General features: G+C 44.4%; 24 protein-coding genes. 15 read left to right on the top strand and 9 right to left on the bottom strand.

Annotated elements, in window-relative coordinates:
- The first annotated feature begins 255 nt into the window (after nucleotides 1–255).
- The 6 genes from IDJ75_RS08770 to IDJ75_RS08745 all read left to right on the top strand — a co-directional run bounded on the left by IDJ75_RS08770 (nucleotide 256) and on the right by IDJ75_RS08745 (nucleotide 4517).
- Complete coding sequence (locus IDJ75_RS08770; RefSeq protein ID WP_191175250.1) at nucleotides 256–894, top strand: O-methyltransferase; 639 nt, start codon at nucleotides 256–258, stop codon at nucleotides 892–894.
- Nucleotides 895–896: 2 nt separating this feature from the next.
- A complete protein-coding gene (locus IDJ75_RS08765; protein WP_191175249.1) occupies nucleotides 897–1451 on the top strand; it encodes a glycoside hydrolase family 73 protein in 555 nt (184 codons plus the stop codon).
- 45 nt (nucleotides 1452–1496) lie between these two features.
- Entirely contained in the window at nucleotides 1497–2327 is an 831-nt protein-coding gene (locus IDJ75_RS08760) for a glucosaminidase domain-containing protein (protein WP_191175248.1), read from the top strand.
- A 62-nt stretch (nucleotides 2328–2389) separates the two neighbouring features.
- Nucleotides 2390–3145: a peptidase associated/transthyretin-like domain-containing protein gene (locus tag IDJ75_RS08755; RefSeq protein ID WP_191175247.1), complete on the top strand. Its 756-nt coding sequence runs from the start codon at nucleotides 2390–2392 to the stop codon at nucleotides 3143–3145.
- Complete coding sequence (locus IDJ75_RS08750) at nucleotides 3124–3453, top strand: hypothetical protein (protein WP_191175246.1); 330 nt, start codon at nucleotides 3124–3126, stop codon at nucleotides 3451–3453. Before IDJ75_RS08755 ends, IDJ75_RS08750 begins: the two co-directional genes overlap by 22 nt.
- Before the next feature lie 44 nt (nucleotides 3454–3497).
- Complete coding sequence (locus tag IDJ75_RS08745) at nucleotides 3498–4517, top strand: DUF3078 domain-containing protein (RefSeq protein ID WP_191175245.1); 1020 nt, start codon at nucleotides 3498–3500, stop codon at nucleotides 4515–4517.
- Between the two features lie 18 nt (nucleotides 4518–4535).
- On the opposite strand, the gene IDJ75_RS08740 is transcribed toward IDJ75_RS08745, so the two are convergent.
- From IDJ75_RS08740 to IDJ75_RS08705, 8 genes are all read right to left on the bottom strand, one after another.
- Nucleotides 4536–4829, bottom strand: coding sequence for an energy transducer TonB (locus tag IDJ75_RS08740; protein ID WP_191175244.1), 294 nt, complete (start codon nucleotides 4827–4829; stop codon nucleotides 4536–4538).
- Nucleotides 4777–5331 carry a toxin-antitoxin system YwqK family antitoxin gene (locus IDJ75_RS08735; protein ID WP_191175243.1) on the bottom strand — a complete coding sequence of 185 codons (555 nt, stop codon included), beginning with the start codon at nucleotides 5329–5331 and terminating at the stop codon, nucleotides 4777–4779. Before IDJ75_RS08735 ends, IDJ75_RS08740 begins: the two co-directional genes overlap by 53 nt.
- Nucleotides 5332–5408: 77 nt before the next feature.
- Nucleotides 5409–6737, bottom strand: a complete 1329-nt coding sequence (ffh, locus tag IDJ75_RS08730; protein WP_191175242.1) for a signal recognition particle protein — start codon at nucleotides 6735–6737, stop codon at nucleotides 5409–5411.
- 259 nt (nucleotides 6738–6996) lie between these two features.
- On the bottom strand, nucleotides 6997–8163 hold the full coding sequence (locus tag IDJ75_RS08725) for a hypothetical protein (protein ID WP_191175241.1): 1167 nt from the start codon (nucleotides 8161–8163) through the stop codon (nucleotides 6997–6999).
- A 155-nt stretch (nucleotides 8164–8318) separates the two neighbouring features.
- Entirely contained in the window at nucleotides 8319–10586 is a 2268-nt protein-coding gene (locus IDJ75_RS08720; RefSeq protein WP_191175240.1) for a Tex family protein, read from the bottom strand.
- 116 nt (nucleotides 10587–10702) lie between these two features.
- Nucleotides 10703–11098, bottom strand: coding sequence for a hypothetical protein (locus tag IDJ75_RS08715; protein WP_191175239.1), 396 nt, complete (start codon nucleotides 11096–11098; stop codon nucleotides 10703–10705).
- 80 nt (nucleotides 11099–11178) lie between these two features.
- Complete coding sequence (locus tag IDJ75_RS08710) at nucleotides 11179–11601, bottom strand: hypothetical protein (RefSeq protein ID WP_191175238.1); 423 nt, start codon at nucleotides 11599–11601, stop codon at nucleotides 11179–11181.
- Between the two features lie 74 nt (nucleotides 11602–11675).
- Nucleotides 11676–14135 carry a TonB-dependent receptor gene (locus tag IDJ75_RS08705; RefSeq protein ID WP_191175237.1) on the bottom strand — a complete coding sequence of 820 codons (2460 nt, stop codon included), beginning with the start codon at nucleotides 14133–14135 and terminating at the stop codon, nucleotides 11676–11678.
- A gap of 124 nt (nucleotides 14136–14259) precedes the next feature.
- Here IDJ75_RS08705 and IDJ75_RS08700 point away from each other — a divergent pair, with 124 nt between their 5' ends.
- Nucleotides 14260–14913 (top strand): metal-dependent transcriptional regulator, encoded by a 654-nt coding sequence (locus IDJ75_RS08700; protein WP_191175236.1) that lies wholly within the window; start codon nucleotides 14260–14262, stop codon nucleotides 14911–14913.
- A gap of 32 nt (nucleotides 14914–14945) precedes the next feature.
- Here the strand turns inward: IDJ75_RS08700 and ruvX are convergent, their stop codons facing one another.
- Nucleotides 14946–15356, bottom strand: coding sequence for a Holliday junction resolvase RuvX (gene ruvX, locus IDJ75_RS08695; RefSeq protein WP_191175235.1), 411 nt, complete (start codon nucleotides 15354–15356; stop codon nucleotides 14946–14948).
- 148 nt (nucleotides 15357–15504) lie between these two features.
- Between ruvX and IDJ75_RS08690 the strand changes: the two genes are divergently transcribed.
- The 8 genes from IDJ75_RS08690 to rmuC all read left to right on the top strand — a co-directional run bounded on the left by IDJ75_RS08690 (nucleotide 15505) and on the right by rmuC (nucleotide 24738).
- Nucleotides 15505–16650, top strand: coding sequence for a DNA polymerase III subunit (locus IDJ75_RS08690; RefSeq protein ID WP_191175234.1), 1146 nt, complete (start codon nucleotides 15505–15507; stop codon nucleotides 16648–16650).
- A gap of 3 nt (nucleotides 16651–16653) precedes the next feature.
- Nucleotides 16654–18153, top strand: a complete 1500-nt coding sequence (ricT, locus tag IDJ75_RS08685) for a regulatory iron-sulfur-containing complex subunit RicT (RefSeq protein ID WP_191175233.1) — start codon at nucleotides 16654–16656, stop codon at nucleotides 18151–18153.
- Nucleotides 18154–18633 (top strand): gliding motility lipoprotein GldH, encoded by a 480-nt coding sequence (locus IDJ75_RS08680; protein ID WP_191175232.1) that lies wholly within the window; start codon nucleotides 18154–18156, stop codon nucleotides 18631–18633.
- 67 nt (nucleotides 18634–18700) lie between these two features.
- Nucleotides 18701–19993 (top strand): tetratricopeptide repeat protein, encoded by a 1293-nt coding sequence (locus tag IDJ75_RS08675; protein ID WP_191175231.1) that lies wholly within the window; start codon nucleotides 18701–18703, stop codon nucleotides 19991–19993.
- Nucleotides 19994–20126: 133 nt separating this feature from the next.
- Complete coding sequence (locus IDJ75_RS08670) at nucleotides 20127–20375, top strand: hypothetical protein (RefSeq protein ID WP_191175230.1); 249 nt, start codon at nucleotides 20127–20129, stop codon at nucleotides 20373–20375.
- Nucleotides 20376–20496: 121 nt separating this feature from the next.
- The gene (locus IDJ75_RS08665) at nucleotides 20497–22566 is read left to right on the top strand and encodes a WG repeat-containing protein (protein ID WP_191175229.1); all 2070 of its coding nucleotides are present in this window, start codon (nucleotides 20497–20499) and stop codon (nucleotides 22564–22566) included.
- Between the two features lie 13 nt (nucleotides 22567–22579).
- Entirely contained in the window at nucleotides 22580–23275 is a 696-nt protein-coding gene (locus IDJ75_RS08660; RefSeq protein ID WP_191175228.1) for a hypothetical protein, read from the top strand.
- A 95-nt stretch (nucleotides 23276–23370) separates the two neighbouring features.
- Complete coding sequence (gene rmuC, locus IDJ75_RS08655) at nucleotides 23371–24738, top strand: DNA recombination protein RmuC (protein ID WP_191175227.1); 1368 nt, start codon at nucleotides 23371–23373, stop codon at nucleotides 24736–24738.
- Nucleotides 24739–24871 lie beyond the last annotated feature (133 nt).

Here is a 24871-nt window from a genome sequence, read left to right as displayed (position 1 = left end):
CGGAAAAAGCTTACCCACACAAGCCTTTGCCTTTGGCCGGCTTTTCTGTCTGGACTTTATCTATTTCTCACTGGCTAAACCCTGTAAACGTAAACACTTCGGCACCAGGCCAGACTCAATCGTTTGATTATAAGAACAGTTTAAACGTTCACAGTCGTTCGCGGCTGTGAACGTGAACACAACCTTCAAGCCGACAATTTAAGCCGGATCGGGGGGTTAAAACGCATTAAAAATAAATTCCTTACCTTTGCGGCCATGGAAATCCTTGATCCGGCCTTGCAGGCCTACCTTGATAACCATTGCGACCCTGAACCCGAGGCGTTGCAAAAAATAAACCGGGAGACTTACCTGAAGGTGCTGAAACCGCACATGCTATCAGGTCATTACCAGGGCCGGGTGCTGAGTATGCTCAGCAAAATGATACAACCTAAACTTATTTTAGAGATAGGCACCTTTACCGGGTACTCGGCCATTTGTTTGGCAGAAGGATTGGCAGAAGGGGGCATACTACACACCATTGAAGTTAACCGCGAGTTTGAAGAAATGCTTAACTCACATTTCAAATCAACAAATGTGGATAAAAAAGTAAAGCTTCATTTTGGCGCAGCAGAGGCTGTAATAGCTGATTTAGAACTTACTAACATCGACTTAGTGTTTATTGATGCGGATAAACGAAATAATTTTAAGTACTTTGAGTTAATAATAGATAAAGTAAGGCCAGGAGGCTTAATAATAATTGATAACGTTTTGTGGAAAGGGAAGGTGTTTGGCGCCGAAAATGATGCCGATACCGAGAACATCCGCAAACTAAATGAACTAATAACTGTTAACACACAGGTTGAAAAATTTATTCTACCCGTGCGTGATGGCCTATTGATCATCAGAAAAAAATAATTATGAAGAAACTCTTAACTATTACACTGCTTTCAGTTTCCCTTTTCATTGCTTCTACATCGGCCGTTTCGGCCCAAAGCGCTGCACAATCATACATAGAGAAGTTCAAAGATAATGCCATTCGCATAATGCACGAAACCGGGGTGCCGGCAAGCATCATATTGGGGGTTGCCATGCATGAGAGCGCGAGCGGTAAAAGCGCTATAGCCAAGAACCTTAACAACCAGTTTGGTGTAAAAGGCGTCGGCGGCGCAGTGTACTATAAAAACAACAAAAAAGTCCGTTCATCATACAAACGTTATGATAGCGTAATGGATTCTTTTAAAGATTTTGCCCGCATCATGACAGAGCGCAAGCAGTTTAGCCACCTCCTTGACAGGTTTTCTACATCAGATTATAAAGGATGGGCAAAGGGGATACAGCGCAGTGGTTACGCCAGCAGTAAAAAATGGGCAGCACAGGTGTTAGGGATCATCAACAAATATGACCTTAATGACTTTGATGATGATGCATCCACGCCAGACAGCACTAAAAGAGATTTAGCCAATAACCAGTAATAATTATATTTTTAACCTTAAGTTTGGCTAAAATAAGCTAAATGCATGCGTAAGATATATACATTATTAGTTGCTGTTTTACTATTCACATCGTGTTCGGCGCATAAAAACGCCATCAGCACCAGTAAGGCCCGCAAAAACAATAAAGCCATACAAAAGCGCAACCGCATATCTATAGCGGCGCATAAAGACCTTACCTCCCTTGAGTATATAGAGCGCTTTAAGGCCATTGCTATACAGGAAATGAACAGCTACGGCATACCCGCAAGTATTACGCTGGCACAAGGCCTGTTTGAAAGCGGAAGCGGCAACAGCGATCTTGCAAAATTTGCCAACAACCATTTTGGTATAAAATGCGGCAGCACCTGGACGGGCGAAAGCTATTATAAGAACGATGATAACGAGAACGATTGTTTTAGGGTGTACAACAACCCCGAGGAGTCGTTCCGCGACCACTCCGAGTTTTTAAAGAAAAAAAATTATGCCCGGCTTTTTGAACTGGATAAGAATGATTTTAACGGATGGGCCTATGGCTTAAAGGCCTGCGGCTACGCCACCAACCCTAAGTACCCCCAGTTGCTGCTGAACATCATTACCAAATACCAGCTTGACCAATATGACCGCCCTGAAGGCGAAATAGCTAAAATAAAACGCGAAGACAGGGTGCTGGGCGAAATAAACCAAACGGTTAACCAGCCGCAACAGGATAGCATAACCAAAACCACGCCCGACGATAAAATATACACTGTAAAACAGGGCGACACACTATACAATATTTCTAAACGTTTTGGTATCACGGTTGATGACCTTAAAGAGCTTAATAAGCTGCCCGATACCGGGATTAAAATAGGCCAGAAACTTGTTGTTGTGAAATAGTGTGTTAAAGATTGTTAAAGTATAAAATATCCCTCCCCAAACCAGTAGCTTTAAACGTTGTAATGAAGTTATGGCCCACCCTTTTTTTAAGCATTGTATGCGGATCTGTTTTTGCACAGCAAAAAGAGGTTACGGGTATTGTATTTGATAAGGATAGCAAGGCGCGTGTTGCCAAGGTTAATGTGCAGAACATAACATCAGGCAAGGGGGTATACAATAACTTTAAAGGAGAGTTTACCATAGGCGCCGGCCCGGGCGATGTGCTTGTTTTTAGCAAACCCGACCATCATAGCGACACCCTTACAGTAAAAAACTACGCCGCACTGGCGGTTTATATGAAACCAATGGCAATACATCTGCAGCAGGTAACTATACGCGATAGTTTTTTGACACCTCAACGCAGGCTGGCAAATACACAGCGCGAGTTTAGTAAGATCTATGGATCGGCCTATAACGCCGACCTGCTCAATGTGGGATCGGGCGGGGTTGGCTTTAGTATTGATGCGCTGTACAGCGCGTTTAGCAAAAGCGGACGCAATGCCGAAAAACTGCGCGGGCTAATAGATGCCGAATACCGGCAAAGCATTATCGACTATCGTTTTAACAAAGCCTTTGTACAGGGTATAACGCGCCTTGAAGAGCCAAAGCTAACCGATTTTATGCAGAAATACCGCCCCGGCTATTACCTGGTTACTACCGCCGGCGATTACGAGTTTATTGCCTATATAAAAGCCAATTTAAAGCGCTATCTGCGTCGCCCCTGGGCTTATGGGCTTGCGCCTTTACCACAGGTTAAATGGGAACCGGAAACAAAATAATAATAGCGCCGTTTTTAAAGGTAAACGCAATGGCATTATTCCCCTTTATACTTATCAGGGATAAATGGATGGTTGATGATGTGTTGTTAATAAACCACGAGCGCATCCATTTGCGGCAGCAGGCCGAGCTGCTGGTGATACCATTTTACGTGTTATATCTGCTCAACTACCTGCTTAACCTGCTTATTTATCGCAACCATTATAAAGCCTACATGCATATTGTATTTGAGCGCGAGGCGTACGCTAACGAAACCAACACCGCATACCTTAAACACAGAAAATGGCAGGCGTGGGGTAGCTATTTTTAATTAAATCAAGGAAATAACAGATTTTTGCTTTTTATTTGTAGTATATGTTGAAAACCAGTATCAGGCTATTTTTCTTACTGTCGTTCACAGTTGCATTATCAGCAAGCGCGCAAACTACCGATACCGTTAAAAAAGATACGGTTAAAATAGACACCACCAAACTTAATAAATACCGTATTCAAACAAAAAAGAATGCCATACCGGTGCCGCCAACCCCGTTGCAAATACAGCAGGAGCTGATACCGGTAACCATGCTTGATTATAAGATAAGCTACTGGCGCAAGTTTGTAACCTTTGGGCTCAATTTTAACCAGGCGGCATTTAGTAATAACTACGCTGCCGGGGGCGTTTCCTCAATTGCAATAGGTTCTACCTTTATTTATCGCCTGGAATATAATAAGGCCCCGTTCAGTTATGTATCAGAACTTAACCTGCAATACGGTAAATCAAAAAACAAAGGGCAATCATCCCGTAAAACAAACGATCGTATTTTTTGGGATAACAAAATAGCAACCCAAATGTCCAAACATTGGTTCTTCTTCGGGTCGTTAACGTTCGAGTCGCAGTTTGACAAAGGGTACCAGTACGATGCCAATAACCAGGTACCACCAGTGCTGATATCAAACTTTATGGCCCCGGGTTACATTACCGAGTCGTTAGGTTTTGAGTATAAGCCAACCACCTATTTCGATTTGCGTTTAGGTACAGGAACAGCCCGCCAGACTTTTGTTTTGGATGATGATGTGCGCAAGGTACAATCATACGGTGTTGATACAGCAAATGGGAAAAGCGTGCGTAACGATATCGCATTTCAGATAGTAGGTATCTTTGATAAAGACATTGCTAAAAACATGCACCTGAATGCGCGTTACGAAATGTTTATACCCTATGGCCAGCCCATCGACTATACCCGTCATCGTTTAGATGCTGTACTTTCGGCAAAGGTTAACCGCCTCATCAACGTATCTATAAACGGAACATTATTATTTGATAAAAACACCGGCATAAAAGATGTGCAGGGTACCGAGGGTTTATCCCTGGGAGTGTTGTATAAGTTCCCGTAAGGGGATTGATCCCCTTACTTAACGGATCACCGTTGCAGACATAACCAATATTAAAATCTCATTTGGTTTAATATACACGTTCCTTTCTGAAGCTATAGCAAATAGCACCGGTATTTCGCACTGTACGGGCACGGGCTTGCCTTTTATTGTTCCCGGCACCCATTCGCCGCCTATTTGTTCAATGCCCTTTAAGGCCGCTGCATCAAGCCCATAACCAAGATTTGTTTTTACGGCGTAGTTGCCGGGTGTGCCCTTTTCATCAATAGTGAAGGTCACAATAGCCTCGCCCTGCACACGTGAACTTAAGGCCATACTGGGGTAACGGACGCTGAGCCGCAAGCTTAAAAGCAGCCATACCATTTATAAAAATTGGGGTTCTATCTAAAATGGTATCAGTCCCCGTTACATTAATTACACTGAATTGCTGAACAGAGTCAAGCGGATTTGGCACATAATTGATCAATTGCTGTTTATCGAAATCATATTTCAAGCGTTCAAAGCCCCGGGTATAACCAGTCCAGACACCTGCTTTACCGCCATTTTTATACTGCCCTTCAGACACGAGCTGGCCTTGTGAATAATACTTCCAGGTGCTGTCTTTTAAATTATTATGATAGTATCCTTCAACCAAAAGGGTGGCCTTTCCGTTGGTGCCAAATAGTTTATATTCTCCTTCCCTAACAGTTTTATCGGCGGTTAAAACGCTATAAATCTCTTTTTGGCCAATGAAATAATCAGAATGGCTTACCTGTTTGGTTTGGGCGCTTACACCAACAGATATTAAAAGAAAAAGAGCAAGAAGTTTAGGTTTCATCGGATAAAGATACACGGATGGCCGCTAACAAAAAAGCCCCGATATAAATATCAGGGCTTAAAGTTTTATAGTGGATTTTACATCTTCGGCATCCGGCGCATCATGCTGGCCATGGCTGCGGGGTTACTCATTTGTTTCATCACCTTACGCATATCATCAAACTGTTTCATCAGGCGGTTAACTTCCTGTATGTCGGTACCCGAGCCTTTAGCAATCCGTGTACGGCGGCTTGGGTTGATCAGGTCGGGGTTTTCCTTCTCCTTTGGTGTCATAGAGTTGATGATGGCCTCGATGCCTTTAAAAGCGTCGTCACTAACCTCTACGTCCTTCATCATTTTGCCAACTCCAGGTATCATGCCCATCAGATCTTTCATGTTACCCATTTTTTTGATTTGTTGGATCTGGCTGTAAAAATCGTTAAAATCGAATTTGTTCTTGCGGATCTTCTTTTGCAGCTCGGCAGCTTCCTTCTCGTCAAACTGCTGTTGCGCGCGCTCTACAAGGGATACCACATCACCCATTCCCAAAATACGTGATGCCATACGATCCGGGTGGAAAACGTCAAGCGCTTCCATCTTTTCGCCGGTACCAATAAATTTGATAGGCTTGTTAACAACCGATTTGATGGATAAGGCGGCACCACCACGGGTATCGCCATCAAGCTTGGTTAAAACAACACCGGTAAAGTCAAGCCTGTCATTAAACACCTTGGCGGTGTTCACGGCATCCTGACCGGTCATCGAATCCACAACAAACAATATCTCATGCGGTTGCACAGCCGCTTTAACCTGCTCTATCTCCACCATCATGGCCTCATCAATGGCTAAACGGCCGGCGGTATCAATAATAACAACGTTTTGGCCATTCTGCTTAGCCAGGGCAATACCCTCTCGTGCAATAGCCACCGGGTCTTTCGATTCAAGGTTGGCATAAACCGGTACGCCAATTTGCTGGCCCAAAACCTGTAACTGGTCTATCGCCGCAGGGCGGTAAATGTCATCGGCAACCAATAATGGTTTTTTGCCCTTTTGTGTTTTTAAATAATTTGCCAGCTTGCCGGTAAAGGTTGTTTTACCCGCACCGTTCAAACCCGCTATCAGGATGATGGTTGGCGATGCTTTTAAGTCCAGGTCGGCAGTGGTGCCGCCCATCAACTCGGTAAGCTCGTCGTTCATCAGCTTGGTTAAAAGCTGGCCCGGCGAAATTGAGGTCAATACGTTTTCGCCCAATGCCTTTTGCCTCACATCATCTGTAAAGGTTTTAGCGGTTTTATAGTTAACGTCGGCATCCAGAAGGGCTTTGCGTATCTCCTTCATGGTTTCTGCCACGTTTATCTCAGTAATTGATCCCTGTCCCTTCAGTACTTTAAACGCCCTGTCGAGTTTATCCGATAAGTTTTCAAACATTATAAATTCCTAATTTTTGAGTTTGCAAAGTTAAGATTTTGAAGCGATTTGGCTAATATATATGAAAATGAGATGGATGGGGTGTTTTTACGGGCAGGGGGCTTCGCTGGAGCCAAATATCCCGGTTGTGCTACTCTATAAACAGGATGCTCCGCCGGAGCAAATATCCGCCAATTCAAAACCCTGTAGGGGTTCCCTGTTTATAGAAGAAATAAAGATAGATGCGGGCTCCGGCGGAGCCTCCTAAAATCGATTAAACTTATTTTGCCGCCTTTATCAAGCCCCCCACCCGCACATTAAAATCAGCTTTATTGATTCCCGTTAGTTTGGCCAGTGCTTTAAAATAATTCTCATCGCCCTTTTCCTTTTTACCGCAGCTAAGCAACTCCATAACCGCCGGGAAACCCTTTTCCTTTTCGAGCTGTTGGATGATCAGCGCGTTGATAACGTAGGAGATTTTCAAAATTTTAGCTTCATTATTAAAGTTTGTGCCGTCGGAGTAAAGGGTTAACCAATCGGCATTAGGGTTTTGGCTAACATAGGTTTTGAATTTTGTGATGATTTGCGGCCAGGTAAAGCCCCAGCTGCCGCCATATAAATAAGCCGCGCCTTCATCCACCGGGCGATTGATCACATCGGGCGAAAGCACTGTGCGCAGGCGGTCGTGAAAAAGATCGTGCGGATCAAAACGATGCTGCTCGGCTCCCCATCCGTTAATGATCAGGCTGGTGCCATTTTCATTGGCGGTTAGGTTATTATCCTTAACGCCGGCGTAATCGGCTTTGTAATCTACCCCAAGTAGTTGCTGCGCTTCGGCAAAATTATCGCAATAGTATTGTATAATGGGCGCGTTTGCCTGTAGTTTTTTATCGTAAAGAGCAACCGTTTTTTGGAATGCTTTGGTATCAATGGTATTAAGAGTATCCTTAAAACGGAAGGTAATGTTGCCAAGCGTTTTTGTTTTCCAGCCGGTGGTGTTTTGTTTTAACGGCGAGTAGAAAAGGATTTTTCCGCCCTGTTTTTTAGCGATCAGCTTAAAGCTTGCCCTTATAACGGGGGTTCCTTCTGTAACGCCGATATACGCTATTTGTACAAGGTAGCCATCGCGTTGTTTTACAATATTGGTAAGGTAGGGTTTGTAAAATTTTTTATCGTGCAGTTGGGCGTTTTGCTCCATTCCTTTCATTTCATCAACCAGGGCATATGTGGTTAACCGTTCGGCAGGCAAAATAAATTTATTTTGTTTGTTGGGGCCTTCAATCTGACCCCTAAGGCTATTCAGCGAGGTAATTATTTCTGTAATGGCCGTATCCTTAGGCAGTGTAATATTGGGAGCAATGAGGATTTCGCTATTCTGCCCATAGGATGAGCCTGAAACAAACGAGAGCAAAAACGCGATTAAGACTATAGCTGAAATTCTGCTCATGTATAATAAGGTTTAGGAAGGCAAGATATAAAATTCACCCAACAACCACACCGCTAAATATTTACGCCGGGGTATCAATATTAACACAAGGGCTTGTAACGTTTACGCGCCTTTAGGCATCTTTAACTATCCTTTTGGCCATCGGCCTCAATCGTTTACTTGAATTTGTTTTTTAACGCGGCTAATTTGCTCATCATATCCATTTCCGGCTCCGGTTCGGGCTTGTTTTGTTTTGGTGGATAGGCTTTTTGCACCGGCTTGTTTTCGCGCGGTTTTTGGGTAGCCGGTTCTCGCTTTTCGTTCTCTTTCATCGATAGCGAAATGCGTTTGCGGTTTGCGTCAACTTCGGTAACTGTTACCTCAACCTTTTGATGCACTTTCAACACCTCGTTAGGGTCTTTAATAAAGCGATTAGTTATCTGGCTCAGATGTACCAGGCCATCCTGATGAACACCGATATCTACAAAGGCGCCAAAGTTGGTAATATTGGTTACAATGCCCGGCAGTTTCATACCCACCTTCAAATCGTTAATGGCGTTAACCCCTTCGGTAAAGCTAAAGGCCTCAAACTGCTCGCGCGGGTCGCGGCCGGGTTTGGCCAGCTCGGCCATAATATCATTAAGGGTAGGTAAACCAACCGTGTCCGACGTATATTTTTGCAACGGGATAGATTTGCGCAGGTTACTGTCGCGCATCAGGTCCTGTACGGTGCATTTAAGGTCTTGGGCCATCTGCTCAACAAGGGTATAACGCTCGGGGTGTACAGAACTGCTGTCCAAAGGGTTCTCCGCTCCGCGGATGCGTAAAAATCCAGCCGCCTGCTCATAGGCCTTATCGCCAAGGCGGGCAACTTTCTTCAGCTGGTCGCGGCGTTTAAAAGCGCCGTTTTGGTTGCGGTATTCCACAATGTTTTGTGCCAGCTGCGGGCCAAGGCCCGATACATAAGCAAGGATCTGTTTTGATGCGGTATTCAACTCCACACCCACCGCGTTCACACAACTCATAACGGTATCATCCAGCGATGTTTGGAGTTTGTTCTGGTCCACATCGTGCTGGTACTGGCCCACACCGATAGATTTTGGGTCTATTTTCACAAGCTCGGCCAATGGGTCCATCAGGCGGCGCCCGATAGATACGGCGCCCCTTACGGTAACATCCTTATCCGGGAATTCCTCGCGTGCCACATCAGATGCGGAGTAGATGGATGCCCCGCTCTCGTTCACCATAACGATGGTTGCGCCGGGTAGGTTCAGGTTACGCACAAACAACTCGGTTTCGCGGCCTGCGGTGCCGTTGCCAATGGCAATAGCCTCTATCTTATATCGCTCAAAAAGGTGCTGTACGGTTTTTTCAGCCTCTTTAGCTTGCCCGGCACCTGTGTGCGGGTAAATAGCGGTGTTCTCTAATAACTGTCCCTGCTCGTCTAAGCAAACCAGCTTACAGCCGGTGCGGAAACCCGGGTCGATAGCCATAATGCGTTTTTGACCAAGCGGGGCTCCCAGCAGCAGCTGACGGGCGTTCTCGGCAAATACACGTATAGCTTCCTCGTCGGCTTTCTTCTTGGTCAGCAGGCGGATCTCGGTTTCCATTGATGGTTTAAGCAAACGCTTGTACCCATCGGCAATGGCCATTCCTACTTGCGTAGCAGCCGCATTACGCGAGGTGATAAACTCCCGCTCTAATAACGCAATGGCATCTTCTTCGGCTGGTTTAATATCCAGGTACAGGATCTCTTCCTTCTCGCCCCGGCGCATGGCCAGGATGCGATGCGAAGGAGCCGATTTAACCGGCTCCGACCAGTCAAAGTAATCTTTATATTTTATGCCCTCTTCCTCTTTACCCGGCGCTACCTTCGAATCAAAAACGCCCTTTTCCGTAAACAGTTCCCGCATTTTGGCGCGGGTTTCGGCATGCTCGCTGATGTGTTCGGCAATAATATCACGGGCACCGGCAAGGGCTTCTTCCAGGGTTTTTACGCCTTTTTCTTCGTCGATATACTTCCCGGCTTCCAGCTCTACATCAAAATTCTTTTGGGCTAAAACGGCATCGGCCAGGGGCTGCAAACCTTTTTCGCGGGCCGCCGTAGCGCGGGTTTTGCGTTTTGGCCGATAAGGCAGGTAAATATCTTCCAGCAGCACCATTGTTTCGGCAGCATTGATCTGCTTTTCCAGCTCGGGCGTAAGCTTGCCCATATCGGTCAGCGATTTGAGGATGGCCTCACGGCGCTTGTCCAGGTCGCGCAGTTGCTGCACGCGGTCGCGGATGGCGGCCACCTGCACCTCATCGAGGCTGCCTGTTGCTTCCTTGCGGTAACGGGATATGAACGGTACGGTTGCGCCCTCGTCAAGCAGGGCAATGGTGGCGCTTACCTGCTTGCTGCCAACAGCAAGCTCCTGCGCTATCTTAATATTGTATGATTCCATTTGTAATGCCGGTTAAACCGGGAATGCGAAGTTGGCACTCTTTGGGGAGAAATCAAACGGATATTTTTCAACGGTAAGCCGCAGGCTCAATTGGCTATTTGTAACTTTAGTTACTTTTAATTTTTAGCCGCCATTTTTCGCCACTCCTCCAGGCTGTATTGCTGGTTTTTTTTAGCATCATAAAAAAATATCTGATAGGTTTTAGGATCTACTGCAAACTGGTAGCAGATAACGTTAGTTGGGGGGCCATCAACCACATTTACCTGGTAATACGGGATATTGATATCCGGAGTGCCACTGATCCTTAACTCCACCGGCGTTTTTCCTTTGCTTAACGCGGTTACTTCGCCAACATGCTTTTTTACTTCGGGCAACGCCGAGATAAGTGTAAGTACTTTTTTTTCTTTTGGAGTGTTAGCTATAATTGTTTGCGCAAAGGTTTTATATGGGCATAAATTAACGATTACGCTAACAAACAGGATTAATACTAATGGTTTGATTTTTTTTAACATAAGGTTTAGTTTTTGATGGGCTTAAAAATGATATAGTGAACTAATGATTGACATGCATGACCAATGCTTTATTAAATACATTAAAAGAAAATATCGATGTAATCTGTAGATACGCCATCGCAGTTGAGCATCGACTGCAATCGCCAATATTTTCTTTTACCGCTGGCCTTAAATAAAACCAGGCCGTTGCTTTCGCAAGGCTGGCCGCTATTGACGTAAGAGATACGCGAAACTATTTTGCCGTTAAACTTTAATATGCGCCCCGATGCTAAAAACGTGCCCTTTATGGTCACATATTCGTTTTTGCTTTTGTCGCGCTGCTCGCCTTCAATACTGTATTCATTCTCTCCGATGGATTTGATGAGCACGCTGCCGGGACCTGTTTTGTTAAAGCTAATATACTGAATGGTAAAGGCATGCCTGCCAATGCGAACGGGCTTTACCTGTGCAAACGACGATAGGGTAACGACAACAAAAAGTAATATGATGGATAATAACCGCATAGTGGAAAGGCTGATAAGTGGTTATTTAACAGCTAACATGCCGGCATGTTTGAATTAAGTGGAACGATCTAAACTTAAAATGGCACTATCACCTTCATGCTTATATTCCTTCCGATGTTATAAATTCCGCTACGGCCATTTGGCGATGCATTATAGTATTCAAAATATTTTAAGCGGTTAAGGTTTGATTGATAGGCTACATCAAACAAATTATCGGCCTGTAAAAACAGCTCGCAAATGGTTTTGCCCGATTTTGCCTTTAACGTACTGCCCATACCTGCGTTAATGAGCGTATAACCGTGCGTTGGGGTTTCTGTATCATTTAAGGCGTAATAACGGTTTTGTGTGGCATAGGCGTCTGCCTCGGCACGAAAGTAAACTTTTGAGAATACGCCATAGCTACCCTGCAGTTTCAGTTTCACTTCCGATCGGATATGCAGCGGTGGGATAAACGGCAGATATTTAGCCGCGCCGTTGCTTTGCGCTATCAGCGCCCGGTTTTGGTTAATGCCGGTAACATAAGCCGCGCTGTTGTTCCACTCCAGCCAATTGGCGCCGCGCGGGTGCAGGTTAAACGTAAACTCCGCTCCATACAGGCGCGCTTTGCTTTGCTGGTATTGGTAAGTAGTATTACCGGGCACAATAATAACCGGGTTGCCGTTGGCATCGTCCAGCCGCGATTGATAAATGTAATTCGAAATCTGGTTATTGAAAACCTCCAGCATGAGGTCGGCATCTTTCAGGTAGGCAATAAGGCCCAGATCTTCCTGCAGGCTAAACTCGGGACCAAAGGTGCGGTTACCGAGATAAACAATATGCGCGCCGGGGTCGAGGCCGTTGCTGCCTATCTCCGTAATATTTGGCGCGCGGTACCCACGGGCAATATTGGCTTTTAAAAGGATACGCTCACTCACATTGTATGTAAAACCTAAACTGCCCGATACCCCATGATAGGTATGTTTAAAGTTTGGGAACTGCAACCGCCCACCAGGAGTGTTGGCGTTTACCCTTTGCTCAAAACCATTGGCCGGGTTAGCGCCTACGTAAAAATCATCCCAGTTGATGTTACGGGTATCATACCTTATGCCGCCCGAGATATCCATTTTACCTACGCTTTTTTTGGCGAAGAAAAACCCGCCTATATCAAACAGGTTATAATCGGGTATCGGGAAATCGGTAGCCTGCTTGCTGCGGTTGGTTTGATAAATGCCATTTACACCGAAAGAGGTTTCCCACCCGTTGACCACCTTTGGGCTGTACCTCCAATCGTAGTTCAGGGTGTTCAACGTAACATATAACCCCGCCTGACCGGGCTGCGTGGGATGGTTATACTCGCGCCTTATGCTTTGCTGCCAGCCAAGCGCCGAAGCAAACAGGCCATCGCCAAGTTTAACTTCGGTTTTGTTGTAAACGCGGTAGTGCTGTATGTGCTGATGCAGGGGTGTAACACCGTACGAGTTAAGCCAGGCCTGCGGCGCGATGGGTCGGTTTTTAATATCATCATTTCCGGCTTCGGCAACCTGTACAGTAAACCTGCGGGTGAGCGAATCGCGGCTGCCATCGGGGATCTCCTGTTTATTATCATAAGTAGTAAGGGCGGATTGCGAAGAGCCCCAACCCTTATCAACCCTTGCCATCCCCGATATTATATACTCCTGAAACGCTGAATTATAAACGTATCCATCAACCTTATTTTGATAATTATGCGCCATTTTACCTGTAGCGCGGAAGGCGTATTTCCAGTCGTTTTTTTTGTAGGATAAACCCAGCGAAGACCCAATGAGGCCGTTATTGGTATGGTAATCGGTAATGATATCACCGTTCAGTTTACCATCCTGCCCGTTAGGGATGTAGGGGATCAGGTTGATAACGCCCGCCAGCGCGTCCGACCCATAGGTTAAACTCGCGGGGCCTTTAATTACCTCGACACGGGCAATGCCATACTGGTCAATCTCGATGCCATGCTCATCGCCCCATTGCTGGCCCTCCTGCCGGATGCCATCATACAAAGTAAGCACGCGGTTATACCCCAACCCCCGTATGAAGGGTTTGGAGATGTTTGGCCCAGTAGTAACCGCAGTTACCCCGGGGATGCCTTTTACAATAGCATCAATAATGTTGTTGTTTACATGCTGGTCTATATCCTTTTTTCCCAGCACCACAATAGGCACCGGGTTGCTGCGTAATTCGGTAGCGCGCGAAACGCCTGTTACCACCACTTCGCTCAGCTTCGAGCTGTTTTCTTTCAGGGAGATATTTAAAATAGCGGGATTTCCTGCGGCGATATTAACTTTTACGCGTTCGGTTATATAGCCTACACAACTAAATATGGCCATGTATTCGCCGGGGGTGATGTTTTTAATTTCGTAGAAGCCTTTATCGTTGGTAGTGGTGCCATATTTTGTACTGCTAAGTACAATGGTTGCATAGGCAAGCGGGGTATTGTTTGCTGTGACTACACCATTTAAGCTGCTATTTTGTGCTGAAGATGTTAGCGTTGATATAGTTAGAGTAAGTAGTAATAGTAAACGCATAGATATAAATTTTGTACAAACGTATATAAATAATTTAATTAACCAGTTAAATAAAATTAGACGAGACTAATTTTATTTATAACCATACATTTTTGTTTATGTTTGTACAACCCAATAATTGAGTATGCACACACTATCGGAAGAGAACTACCTGAAATGTATTTACCGCCTGCAGGATAAGGGGCAGAAGATCACCCCAACAGCCATAGCCGAATCGCTGAGTAACAACCCGGCATCGGTGGTGGATATGATCCGTAAACTTACCGATAAGCAGCTGATAGCCTATGATAAAAAGAAGGGTGTGGAACTAACTACGCAGGGACAAAAGGATGCTACGCTGATTGTTCGCCGCCACCGCCTGTGGGAAGTGTTTTTACTGGAGAAGCTGGATTACCATTGGGACGAGATCCATGATATTGCCGAAGAACTGGAGCATATTAAAGACGCCACTCTTGCCGACCGCCTTGACAAATTCCTGGGGTTCCCCGAGTACGACCCGCACGGCGACCCGATACCCAAAGCCAACGGTAAAATGCCCAAGCGTTACTCAACCACCCTGGCCGATGTTAAAGCCGGCGCGCATTGCCGTGTTGCCGCGGTAAAAGATACCACCAGCGCTTTTTTGCAATACTTAATTAAGCTCAATATCAACATCGGCACAAAAATTCAACTGATAGAGAAGATCCCCTTTGATAGTTCGCTGGTGATCAGTATTGATGGCAACGAGCAAAAAACCGTTTCGCAAAAGTTTGGTGAGAGTTTGCTGATTGATATGTAGTTCTGTAACGCATTTCTGTACGCACACAGAAATCAATAACTCTTACTCATCCAGCTCTGCAGCAGTATCACTGCCGATATTGTATCTACCAATTCCTTATTTTGCCTTGCTTTTTTACCCATACCGCTTTGTGCTATGGTGGCGGATGCCATTTTTGAGGTAAAACGTTCATCAAACATCTCCACCGGGATCCCGGGGAACGTTTTTTTGAGCAGGTTGGCAAAGCCCCTAACATGCATGGCCGATTGCGATGGCGTATTATCCATTTGCTTGGGCTCGCCAAGTACAAAACGCTCTACCTGCTCGGTTTGCAGGTATTTTTTCAGATAGTCGATAATTTTTAACGGATGGATGGTATCCAGGCCCGTCGCAATAATCTGCATCGGGTCGGTAACCGCTATGCCGATGCGCTTGGTACCGTAATCAAAAGCCATTATGCGCATGGCTTTGCAGATATGAGATGTGAGATATGAGATATGAGATGTCGCATAGCAAAAATTTAGCGCTTATTTCATTCAAAGATAGGCCAATCCCCCGGTTGTCTCAAATCTCATATCTAAAATCTCATATCTAATTTTTACCTTGCACCAAATGCAATTTAAAGACATCATCGGACAGGAGGCAATTAAGCAAAGGCTCATCAACTCGGTAAACGAGAACAGGGTAAGCCACGCACAATTGTTTTTAGGTCCCGAAGGTGCGGGCGGTTTGGCCCTTGCGGTTGCTTACGCGCAATATCTATCGTGCGAGGATAAGCAGCCCGATGATTCATGCGGGGTATGCCCATCATGCCGGAAGTACCAGAAACTGATGCACCCCGATCTGCATTTTTCATATCCCTTCTTCGCTAAACATAAAGATGATACCGCTCTTACCTTTATTGAGCAATGGCGCGATGCCTTTACAACCAACCCATATTTAAGCCTCGATATTTGGCGCGGCTATCTGGATGCTGATAATAAGCAGGCCAACATCAACATTGCCGAGTGCCACCAGATCATTAAAAAGCTGAGCTTTAAACCATTCGAGTCGGTTTACAAGATCCTCATTCTTTGGCTGCCTGAGTATTTGGATAAAGAGGGCAATGCTTTGCTTAAAGTAATTGAGGAGCCGCAGCCCAATACGCTGTTTTTGCTTGTGGCCCAAAACCAGGACCAGATACTGAACACCATCCTGTCGCGTACCCAGCTCATCAAGATCCCTTGTTTAAACTTTGAGGATATTAAAGGGGAGCTGATGAATAAACATCATCAAACAGAAACCGCCGCGGCCGAAATTGCCTATCTGAGCAATGGCAACATGACCGAAGCGCTGGGCATGCTGCAGCACGATACCAAAAGCTACCACACGCTTTTTGTTGACTGGCTGCGTTTATGTTTTGGCAACAAAGGGCTTGATGTATTGCGCTTTGTTGACCAGGCATCAAAAATGGGCCGCGAAAACCAAAAGAATTTTTTACGCTACGGCACCAGTTTTATCCGCGAGTGCTGCCTGTTAAGGGCCGGGGCCGACAGGATAGTGAAACTGCCCGAACAGGAGCTGGAAACAGCAAAAAAGATGTCGGCAGTGATCAATAATGCCATGGCGCAGGCCATTATAACCGAGCTGGAAAAGGCTCATTATCATATAGAACGTAATGCTAACCCTAAAATCTTGTTTTTAGACGTATCTTTACAAATTATAAAAGTACTAAGTTTTAAAATTACCCCTACGGGGACTCATTATATACCGAATTAAATTATGGGATGCGGAAGTTGCTCAACAGGCGGCGGTTGTTCGCCTGCAGGCTGCAAAAGTAATGGCTCATGCCTTACAAATGGTTGCAGCAAATTAGATGTACACGATTGGCTATCGCATATGGATATGCCAACTAACTATAAGCCTTACTCAATTGTAGAAGTAAAATTCAAGGGGTCGCGTAAGGAGTTTTATCACAATAACGATAACATTTACCTGGAAGCAGGCGATCTGGTAGCGGTTGAAACCACTACCGGCGGTTATGATATTGGCCATGTTTCTATCACCGGCGAACTGGTGCGTATGCAAATGACCAAGCGCCACGTAAAAGAAGCCGATGTTGTTAAAAAGATCTATCGCCGTGCCACTGTTGCCGATGTAGATAAGTGGAAGCTTGCCAAGGATATGGAGTGGGAAACCATGCATAAATCGCGCACGCTGGCATTGGAACTAAACTTATCTATGAAGATAAGCGATGTTGATTACCAGGGCGATAAAACTAAGGCAACCTTTTATTATACGGCCGAAGGCCGCGTTGATTTCAGGGAACTGATCAAAAAAATGGCCGAGAGTTTCCGCATCCGTATAGAGATGCGCCAGATAGGTATGCGCCAGGAAGCAAGCCGCCTTGGCGGTATAGGCTCATGTGGCCGCGAACTGTGCTGCAGCACCTGGTTAACCGATTTTAAAACCGTTTCAACCTCGGCAGCGCGCTATCAAAATCTTTCGTTAAACACGCTTAAACTGGCCGGCCAGTGTGGTAAGCTAAAATGCTGCCTTAACTACGAACTGGATACTTACATGGATGCGCTTAAGCATATCCCTGATAATGTAAACGTGTTGAAAACCGAAAAGGGCGATGCCCGCCTGCAAAAAACAGACATTTTCAAAAAAATAATGTGGTTTAGCTACCCGCGCGAGGAAGCATGGGTGCCGATGCCGATCGCCAAGGTTAAAGAAATTCAACAACAAAACCGCGAGGGTATTATCCCTGCCGATTTGGGCGAAGTTGTTGAAATAGAAACCAAACCGGTAAAAGTGCTGGATTACGAGAATGTTGTAGGCCAGGATAGCCTTACCCGCCTTGATGATAGACGCAACCAGAACAACAAGAATAAAAACAAAAATAAAAGCCGTAACCGCAATCAGGGGGGCAACCGCCCGGACGGGCAACAAACCGGGCCAAGGCCGGACGTTAACCGCCAGCAGGGCGGCAGCAACAGGCCCGAGGGACAGCGCCCGGAAGGCAACCGCCAGCAGCACCAACAAGGTGGCAACAGGCCCGATGCGCAACGCCCCGAAGGCGGTAACCGACCGCAGGGCAACCGCCAGCAAAATCAGCAGGGCGGCAACCGCCCCGATGGGCAGCAGGCAGGGCCAAGGCCAGAGGGGGGCATTGGCAATCGCCCGCAGGGCAATAACAACAGGCGCAACAATAACCGCCGGCCAAATAACCCAAATAACAATCAACCACGAAACGATAATCCGCCCAAGTCTGAGTAAATGAATGCGTTTAAATTTGTTTTTTACGGATTAACTGCCCTCGCGCTTTTTACAGCGCAGGGCTGCACCGACCCAAATGCGATTATTGATCAAAATATAGAGATTGCTAACCATAACTGGTCGTACGTTAACCGTGTAAAATACGATGTTAAGATAGACGATATCAGCGTGCCGTATAACCTGTACTTTAATGTAAGGGTAAGCGGCAGTTATAAGTACTCCAATTTGTTCGCGCTTTTATCGCAAACATCGCCGGGTAAAAAAACACATACCACCCGCTACGAGTTTAAACTGGCCAATAAAGATGGCGAATGGCTGGGCAGCGGCAGCGGTAATTTATACAGCTATCAGTTGCCTTTACGCACGCAATATAAATTCCCGGCCAGGGGGGTTTATCATTTTGAGATAGAGCAAAACATGCGCGATAACCCACTTCACGAGGTTATTGACGCCGGCTTAAGGATAGAAAAAGCACAGTGATTTTCTATCCTGCCTGGTATCCCATAAAAAACAATTATATTAGTTGAATAACCTATTACCTTACACAATGAAAAAGTTAACCTTGCTGGTTTTACTTTGCCCGTTATTTGGAAACGCGCAAACAGCAACACCAAATGCCGATAGCGCCAAAGCCGTATCAACCATAAAGTATTACACTAAACAAATAGCGCAAACCCCAAAAGACGCCACCGCGTTTTTTAAACGGGCTTCGGCACAGCGCAAACTCGAAAACAATAAAGCTGCGCTTGAAGATTATGATGCAGCCATTGCACTAAACCCTAAATATGAGGATGCCCTGATAGAACGCGGCCTTGTAAAAGATGCCCTGGAAGATTATAAAGGGGCCATTGCCGATTATACGCTGGCTATTACCAACAACCCAAAAAGGGCTATCTCTTATTATAACAGGGGCCTGGCTAAAAGGCATATGGATGATGATAAAGCCGCGCTACTTGATTTTAATACCGCCATTGACCTGAACCCTAAAGACGACGATTTTTTTAACGAACGCGGCATCACCAAAAAACGCCTGGAAGATTATGATGGCGCTATTGCCGATTATACCCGCTCTATTGCCCTTTCGCCAACAGCGGCCGGAGCTTACTATAACAGGGGGTATGCTAAATCGCTGCAAAAAAAATATGCCGCGGCCATTGAAGATTATAACCAATCCATAAAGATTACCCCAAATGACCCGGATGGCTATTATATGCGCGGTAACGCAAAGCGTAATTTAGATCAATACGAAAGCGCTATAGAAGATTATACCCAAACATTAAAGTTAGATCCCAAATATGCCGAGGCTTATAACTCAAGGGGTGTTACTAAATACAACCTTAAAGATTATAAAGGTGAAATTGAAGATGTTAACAAAGCCCTGGAGATAGACCCCAAGTATGATATTGCCTATTATAACCGTGGGCTTGCTAATGACGCTCTTAATAATTATAACGAATCTGTTGATGACTACAGTCAGTTTATCGCCCTGAGCCCTAAAGACCCGGACGGCTATTTTAAAAGAGGTACGGCCAGGATTAACCTGGAAGATTATGAAAACAGTATCCCCGACCTGAACAAGGCTATTGAGCTGGACCCAAAATACACTGATGCTTATTTTAACCGTGGCCTGGCAAAGCGTTATTTAGAAGATTTTACTGGTGCTATTATTGATTATAATAAAGCGATAGAGCTTGATCCGAAAGATGGCGACGCATTCAATAGCAGGGGTGTTGCAAAACATTACGCCGGAGATGATAAAGGCGCTTGTATAGATTTTAAGAAGGCTATTGATCTTGGCAATAAGTATGCTATAGAGAACCAAACAAAGTTTTGTAAATAGCATCCCAGGCAAAAACACTTACACGCCGGGCAAACCATAACAGGTTTATCCGGCTTTTTTATTTCCGTTTTTCGCAAAAATTAAAACAGGTAACTGTTATTGTTTGTAGTTAAGGTACATCAACCCGTTAATTATGAAAAGGTTATTTGTTTATTTATTCGCGGCAGCAACGCTATTTTTATCGGCCTGCCAAGGTAATTCGGCAAACAAAGCGACAGATAGCGCGGCGGCTGATTCCGGCCAAACACATGTGGGTAACGAGAGCCCTGCCGATACCGGCAAATTACCCGCAACACCTGTAGAAACCGGCGGTAAAGACACCAGCGGTAATGGTACCGGCACAACCAATGCGCCAAGGGATACCTTGAAGAAAAACCCCTGATATTCACCCTCCTGCATCAAATAAGCCCATTTAGTTTAAAACAACGATCTCATTTTTGTTGTTGTGATGCCATCATCTATACTTTATTTTCTGGTAATAATATTAAACCACACCAATCACAATGAATAAAAAAATACACTCAGGCATATCGTATACATTCGGTTTATTCTTTATTCTGATTGCTGCATCCTGCTCAACGTCATCTCTCGAAGATGTAAAAACTAAGGATGAGTATATAAAAAGGATCTCTGCCTTATCAGGAGATAAACTTCAGAAAACTTTAAAGACCGATATTGACAGTTTAACTTCCCTAAAAGAAGAAATGGACGGGTTTACCATCTACATAGGTTTTGGTATCTCCATGAGCGATGGCAGCGGAAAAAAAGCAGAGGTAAAGCCCGATTCTGCTTTTCGGATCAATACCGACTTTGCTGCTATTAAAAATGATATTAATGAATACTCAAAAAAGCTATACTTTATACAAACGCCCGAACTTCCCAACTCCCGGTTCCAGGTTGCTATAGATGAAAAGCTTGGAAACATATCCACAGATGATATTGATGTAAAATTAAAAAAGGTATATACCAAAGGGCGGGCCTATCCCGAAGATAAAATTGGCATGGTAAAGGCCGATAGCGCGGCGGTCGATTTTAAGTACGAATACCCAAAAAGTTTTGAAACCTTTAAATTTAACCCCCAGGGCAAAAAAGAGATCGCTTATAATAAATATACCATCGAAATAGATTCGGCAGGGGATGATAATATAGAATTTGACACCCCACTGCCTTTGTATAAAGATCTCCTGTCGTACCAGGCCCTGAACCCCGCGGGTGTACTCATGAATTCATCTAGTAATTCTGCAATGCCGCTAACAACCATTAAGGGCAATATCAAAAATGACCTGGCTTCGGCTTTGCAGATCCTTAAAACAGCTTCCAAATTAAATAACAATGACGCCATTGTAAAAGAGTTAAATAAAATACCATCGTCTCTCTTCCCGGCTATAGCCAAATACCACGGCTTTATAACCAAGTATAAAAGCCTTGAAAACGACAAGAACCTGAAAGGTTTTGATGCCATTAAGCGCCTTAAACAACTTATGGAAGAGGATAAAGACCTGTTTGGATTAGAAAAACAAAGGGTTACTTTAAAATTCCCTGATAAGATATCAGAACTGATCTTATACATTGGCCGCGAAAAAGAAACAATAGCGCAGTCTGCCGTTGCAAAAATAACACAGATTGCTTCGCCTTATCAAGCCTTCGCCGATAACCGGGTTGATAAATACGGAATAGTTGACAGTAATTATACCATTATCGTTCCTGCCTCATATGGCCGGTTAGACCGCTCCGACAATATCGGCTTGTATTATAAAGACTATAAAGAAAAGCAGGATTTTCACCTGGATGTGCCTAATAAAAAGCTTATCCCTATTAAAAAGGGCTATACGTATATAAAGGATATCTCAGATCATTTAACCATGTTTTCCGACTCGAATAAATACGTTGGTGTTTTAGAGAATGATGACAAAGTGGTTATCCCTTTTGAATACGATGACATAGAAAAAACAGGCAATACACTACTCTTAACCAAATCAAAAAGGGGGCGCAAGAAATACGAGATCAGAACCCTGGATAATAAACTGGTTAATGACCTGAAGGGCCTAAAAATAACTCCATACCCTGATTATGGTATGCTAATAATTGAAAATGAAAAAGAGAAGTTAGGGCTGATAGATAAAGATGGGCGAACCGTTATTCAGCCTACGTACGTTAATTTAAAGCCAATTGATAAGGACTTATTGCTATATTCTGAGGGGTCTGACAGCTATCAAAAGGGTATTATGAAAGTTGACGGCACCAAAGTAACAGAACCTAAATTTAATTATATAAATGATTTTCAGGAAGGCTTTGCAGTATACCGTACGGACGACATCAATAAATCATACGGGTATTTAAACAAAGCGGGGCAGCCTGTTTTTGGGAAATATACAGTTGCCTACGGTTTTGCCGGTGGTTATGCCCTGGTGTTTGATAACAATATTTTCAGCCTGATTGATACTTCAGGGAAGAAAGTTAAACAGATCCCATATAAAACCTTAGGCGACCCTACTATATCGCTTACAGGCAAAAGCACCATTTATGAGATCGACGGAAAAAAATATAATTACGCCGGCCAGCCCATTAATTAAATATAACCAACACATGAATAAAGTTACTTTTTTATTTGTAGCCGTTTTAGCGCTCTTCCTTTATGGCTGCTCATCAAACCAAAAACCACAATTTGGTAAGGCGCCGCTACACCTGGATAATTTTGGTTTGAATTTAGATGTTGAAACCTTTTTTGGCGATGAGTCCCTTTTCAGGAACAATGAAAAATATTCGGTTAGATCTGAAGAAGAAACTATACAAATAGATGGGTCTGATTCAACACTGAGGTATGTGCAATATACCGTTTCTTCGTCGCATGTTGGTGATACGCTGGCACGCTTTAACGGTTTCTACTTTGGCGACCTAAATGTGGTGATGGATTTTGATGATAAAGAAACCTTTATGGTTGCAGCATCGCAGGAGAATGTGCGCCCGGGTAAACTTGATACACTCATTAAGGAGATCTCTGCCGAGTATGGCAGTGTTTTACCTAATGATAAAAATAACGAACCAAGGTACATTACTTATCAATGGAAAAAGGATAACAAACTTGCCAAACTGGTTTTAAATGTAGAGAGCCCCCTTTACTCAGGTAATGATACTGAGCAAACGCCCAATACAAATAAGCTTTATGCCGATGCTTATCATAAGGCGGATAATGTTTCCGTTACCTTTTTTATAACAAACCCCAAGTTTGATCATTACCTGGTAAAGGCAAGATCAACGAGCGGGCTTTTAACACGTTATTAAATGTCCTCCACTTTTGTAAGTAAACCTATACATTACTAAGTTTTTTGTTTTAATAGTAAAATACCTACATTCGTTTTGCTAATATTTTTATCAAAATGGATGTAGCTATTATCATTACAGCCGCGGTTATTATTATAGCCCTGGTACTTGTTATTTTATTAAGAAAGCCTTCTGCCGCGCTTATTTCTGCGCATGAATTGTCGGTTTTAAGAACAGAGAATGAATCACTAAAAATATCTTTAGCCAAAGCCGAAGAAAAAGCTGCAGGCATTTTTACCGAAAAAGAAAACCTTACCAAACATTTTAAGGATGACCAAAGCCGGTTGTTAGATGAGCTTTTATACGAGCGAAGCCAACTGGCACAGGCAAATCAGTCATTAGAATCATCCCGCTCGTATTTTAAAGCACAGCAGGAAAAACTGGCCGAACAGAAGGAAGAGATAGAGCAAACCCGCAAGCATTTTCAGCGCGAGTTTGAGAACATTGCCGAGAAATTACTGAAGGAAAAATCGCGCGAGTTTACGGATGTAAATAAGCTGAGCATTGATGCCATACTGAATCCCCTTAAAGAAAATATAAAAGCTTTTGAGGATAAGGTTGATAAGGTTTACAATATGGAAGCTGCCGAACGCAATACGCTTAAAGGGGTTATTACACAGTTGATGGACCTGAACAAACTCATCAGTACCGAAGCATCAAACTTAACCAAAGCTTTAAAAGGCGATAATAAAAAGCAGGGCAACTGGGGCGAGGTGATCCTGGAAAAGGTTTTGGAGCGCAGCGGCCTTGTGCGCGACAGGGAATACCGTGTACAAGCCAGTTTGAACAACGCAAACGGCAGCAGGCTGCAGCCCGATGTGATAATTGACCTTCCGGATGATAAACACTTAATAATCGATTCTAAGGTGTCCCTGATAGCTTACGAGCGTTTGGTGAATTGCGAAACCGAGGAAGAACGGAAGCTTTACTCAAAAGCACACGTCGAATCGTTACGGAACCATGTGCATGGCCTATCCTCAAAAAGCTATCACGACCTGTACCAGGTAAACTCGCCCGATTTTGTTTTGCTTTTTGTGCCGATAGAATCGTCCTTCAGCTTTGCCGTACAACTGGATGCCGACCTGTTTAGCGACGCCTGGGATAAGCGGGTGGTGATTGTAAGTCCAAGTACTTTGTTAGCCACCCTACGCACCATTGCCAGCATCTGGAAACAGGAACGCCAAAACCGTAATGTACTGGAGATAGCTCGCCTAAGCGGGGCCATGTATGATAAGTTTGTTGGCTTTATGGCCGATATGGAAAACATCGGCAAAAACATCAACCAAACACAATCGGTTTATAATAACGCTTTTAATAAGTTGGTTGAGGGTAATGGTAATTTAACCAAAACTGCTGAGAAGATAAAAGGGTTAGGGGCAAAAGCTAATAAGCAGCTGGATGGTAAATATATTGGAGAGGAATAGAAGTTTTACCCCGTGTCATTGCGAGGAACGAAGCAATCTTAGCATACCTTTAGGATAATCTTTTATGTATTGTTTGCTACATATCCTATGAGATTGCCACGCTATCGCTCGCAATGACACTATTTTATATTTT

This window comes from Mucilaginibacter rigui (assembly GCF_014773275.1).
Classification (GTDB): domain Bacteria; phylum Bacteroidota; class Bacteroidia; order Sphingobacteriales; family Sphingobacteriaceae; genus Mucilaginibacter; species Mucilaginibacter rigui_A.
This window is presented reverse-complemented; position numbering and strand designations above follow the sequence as displayed.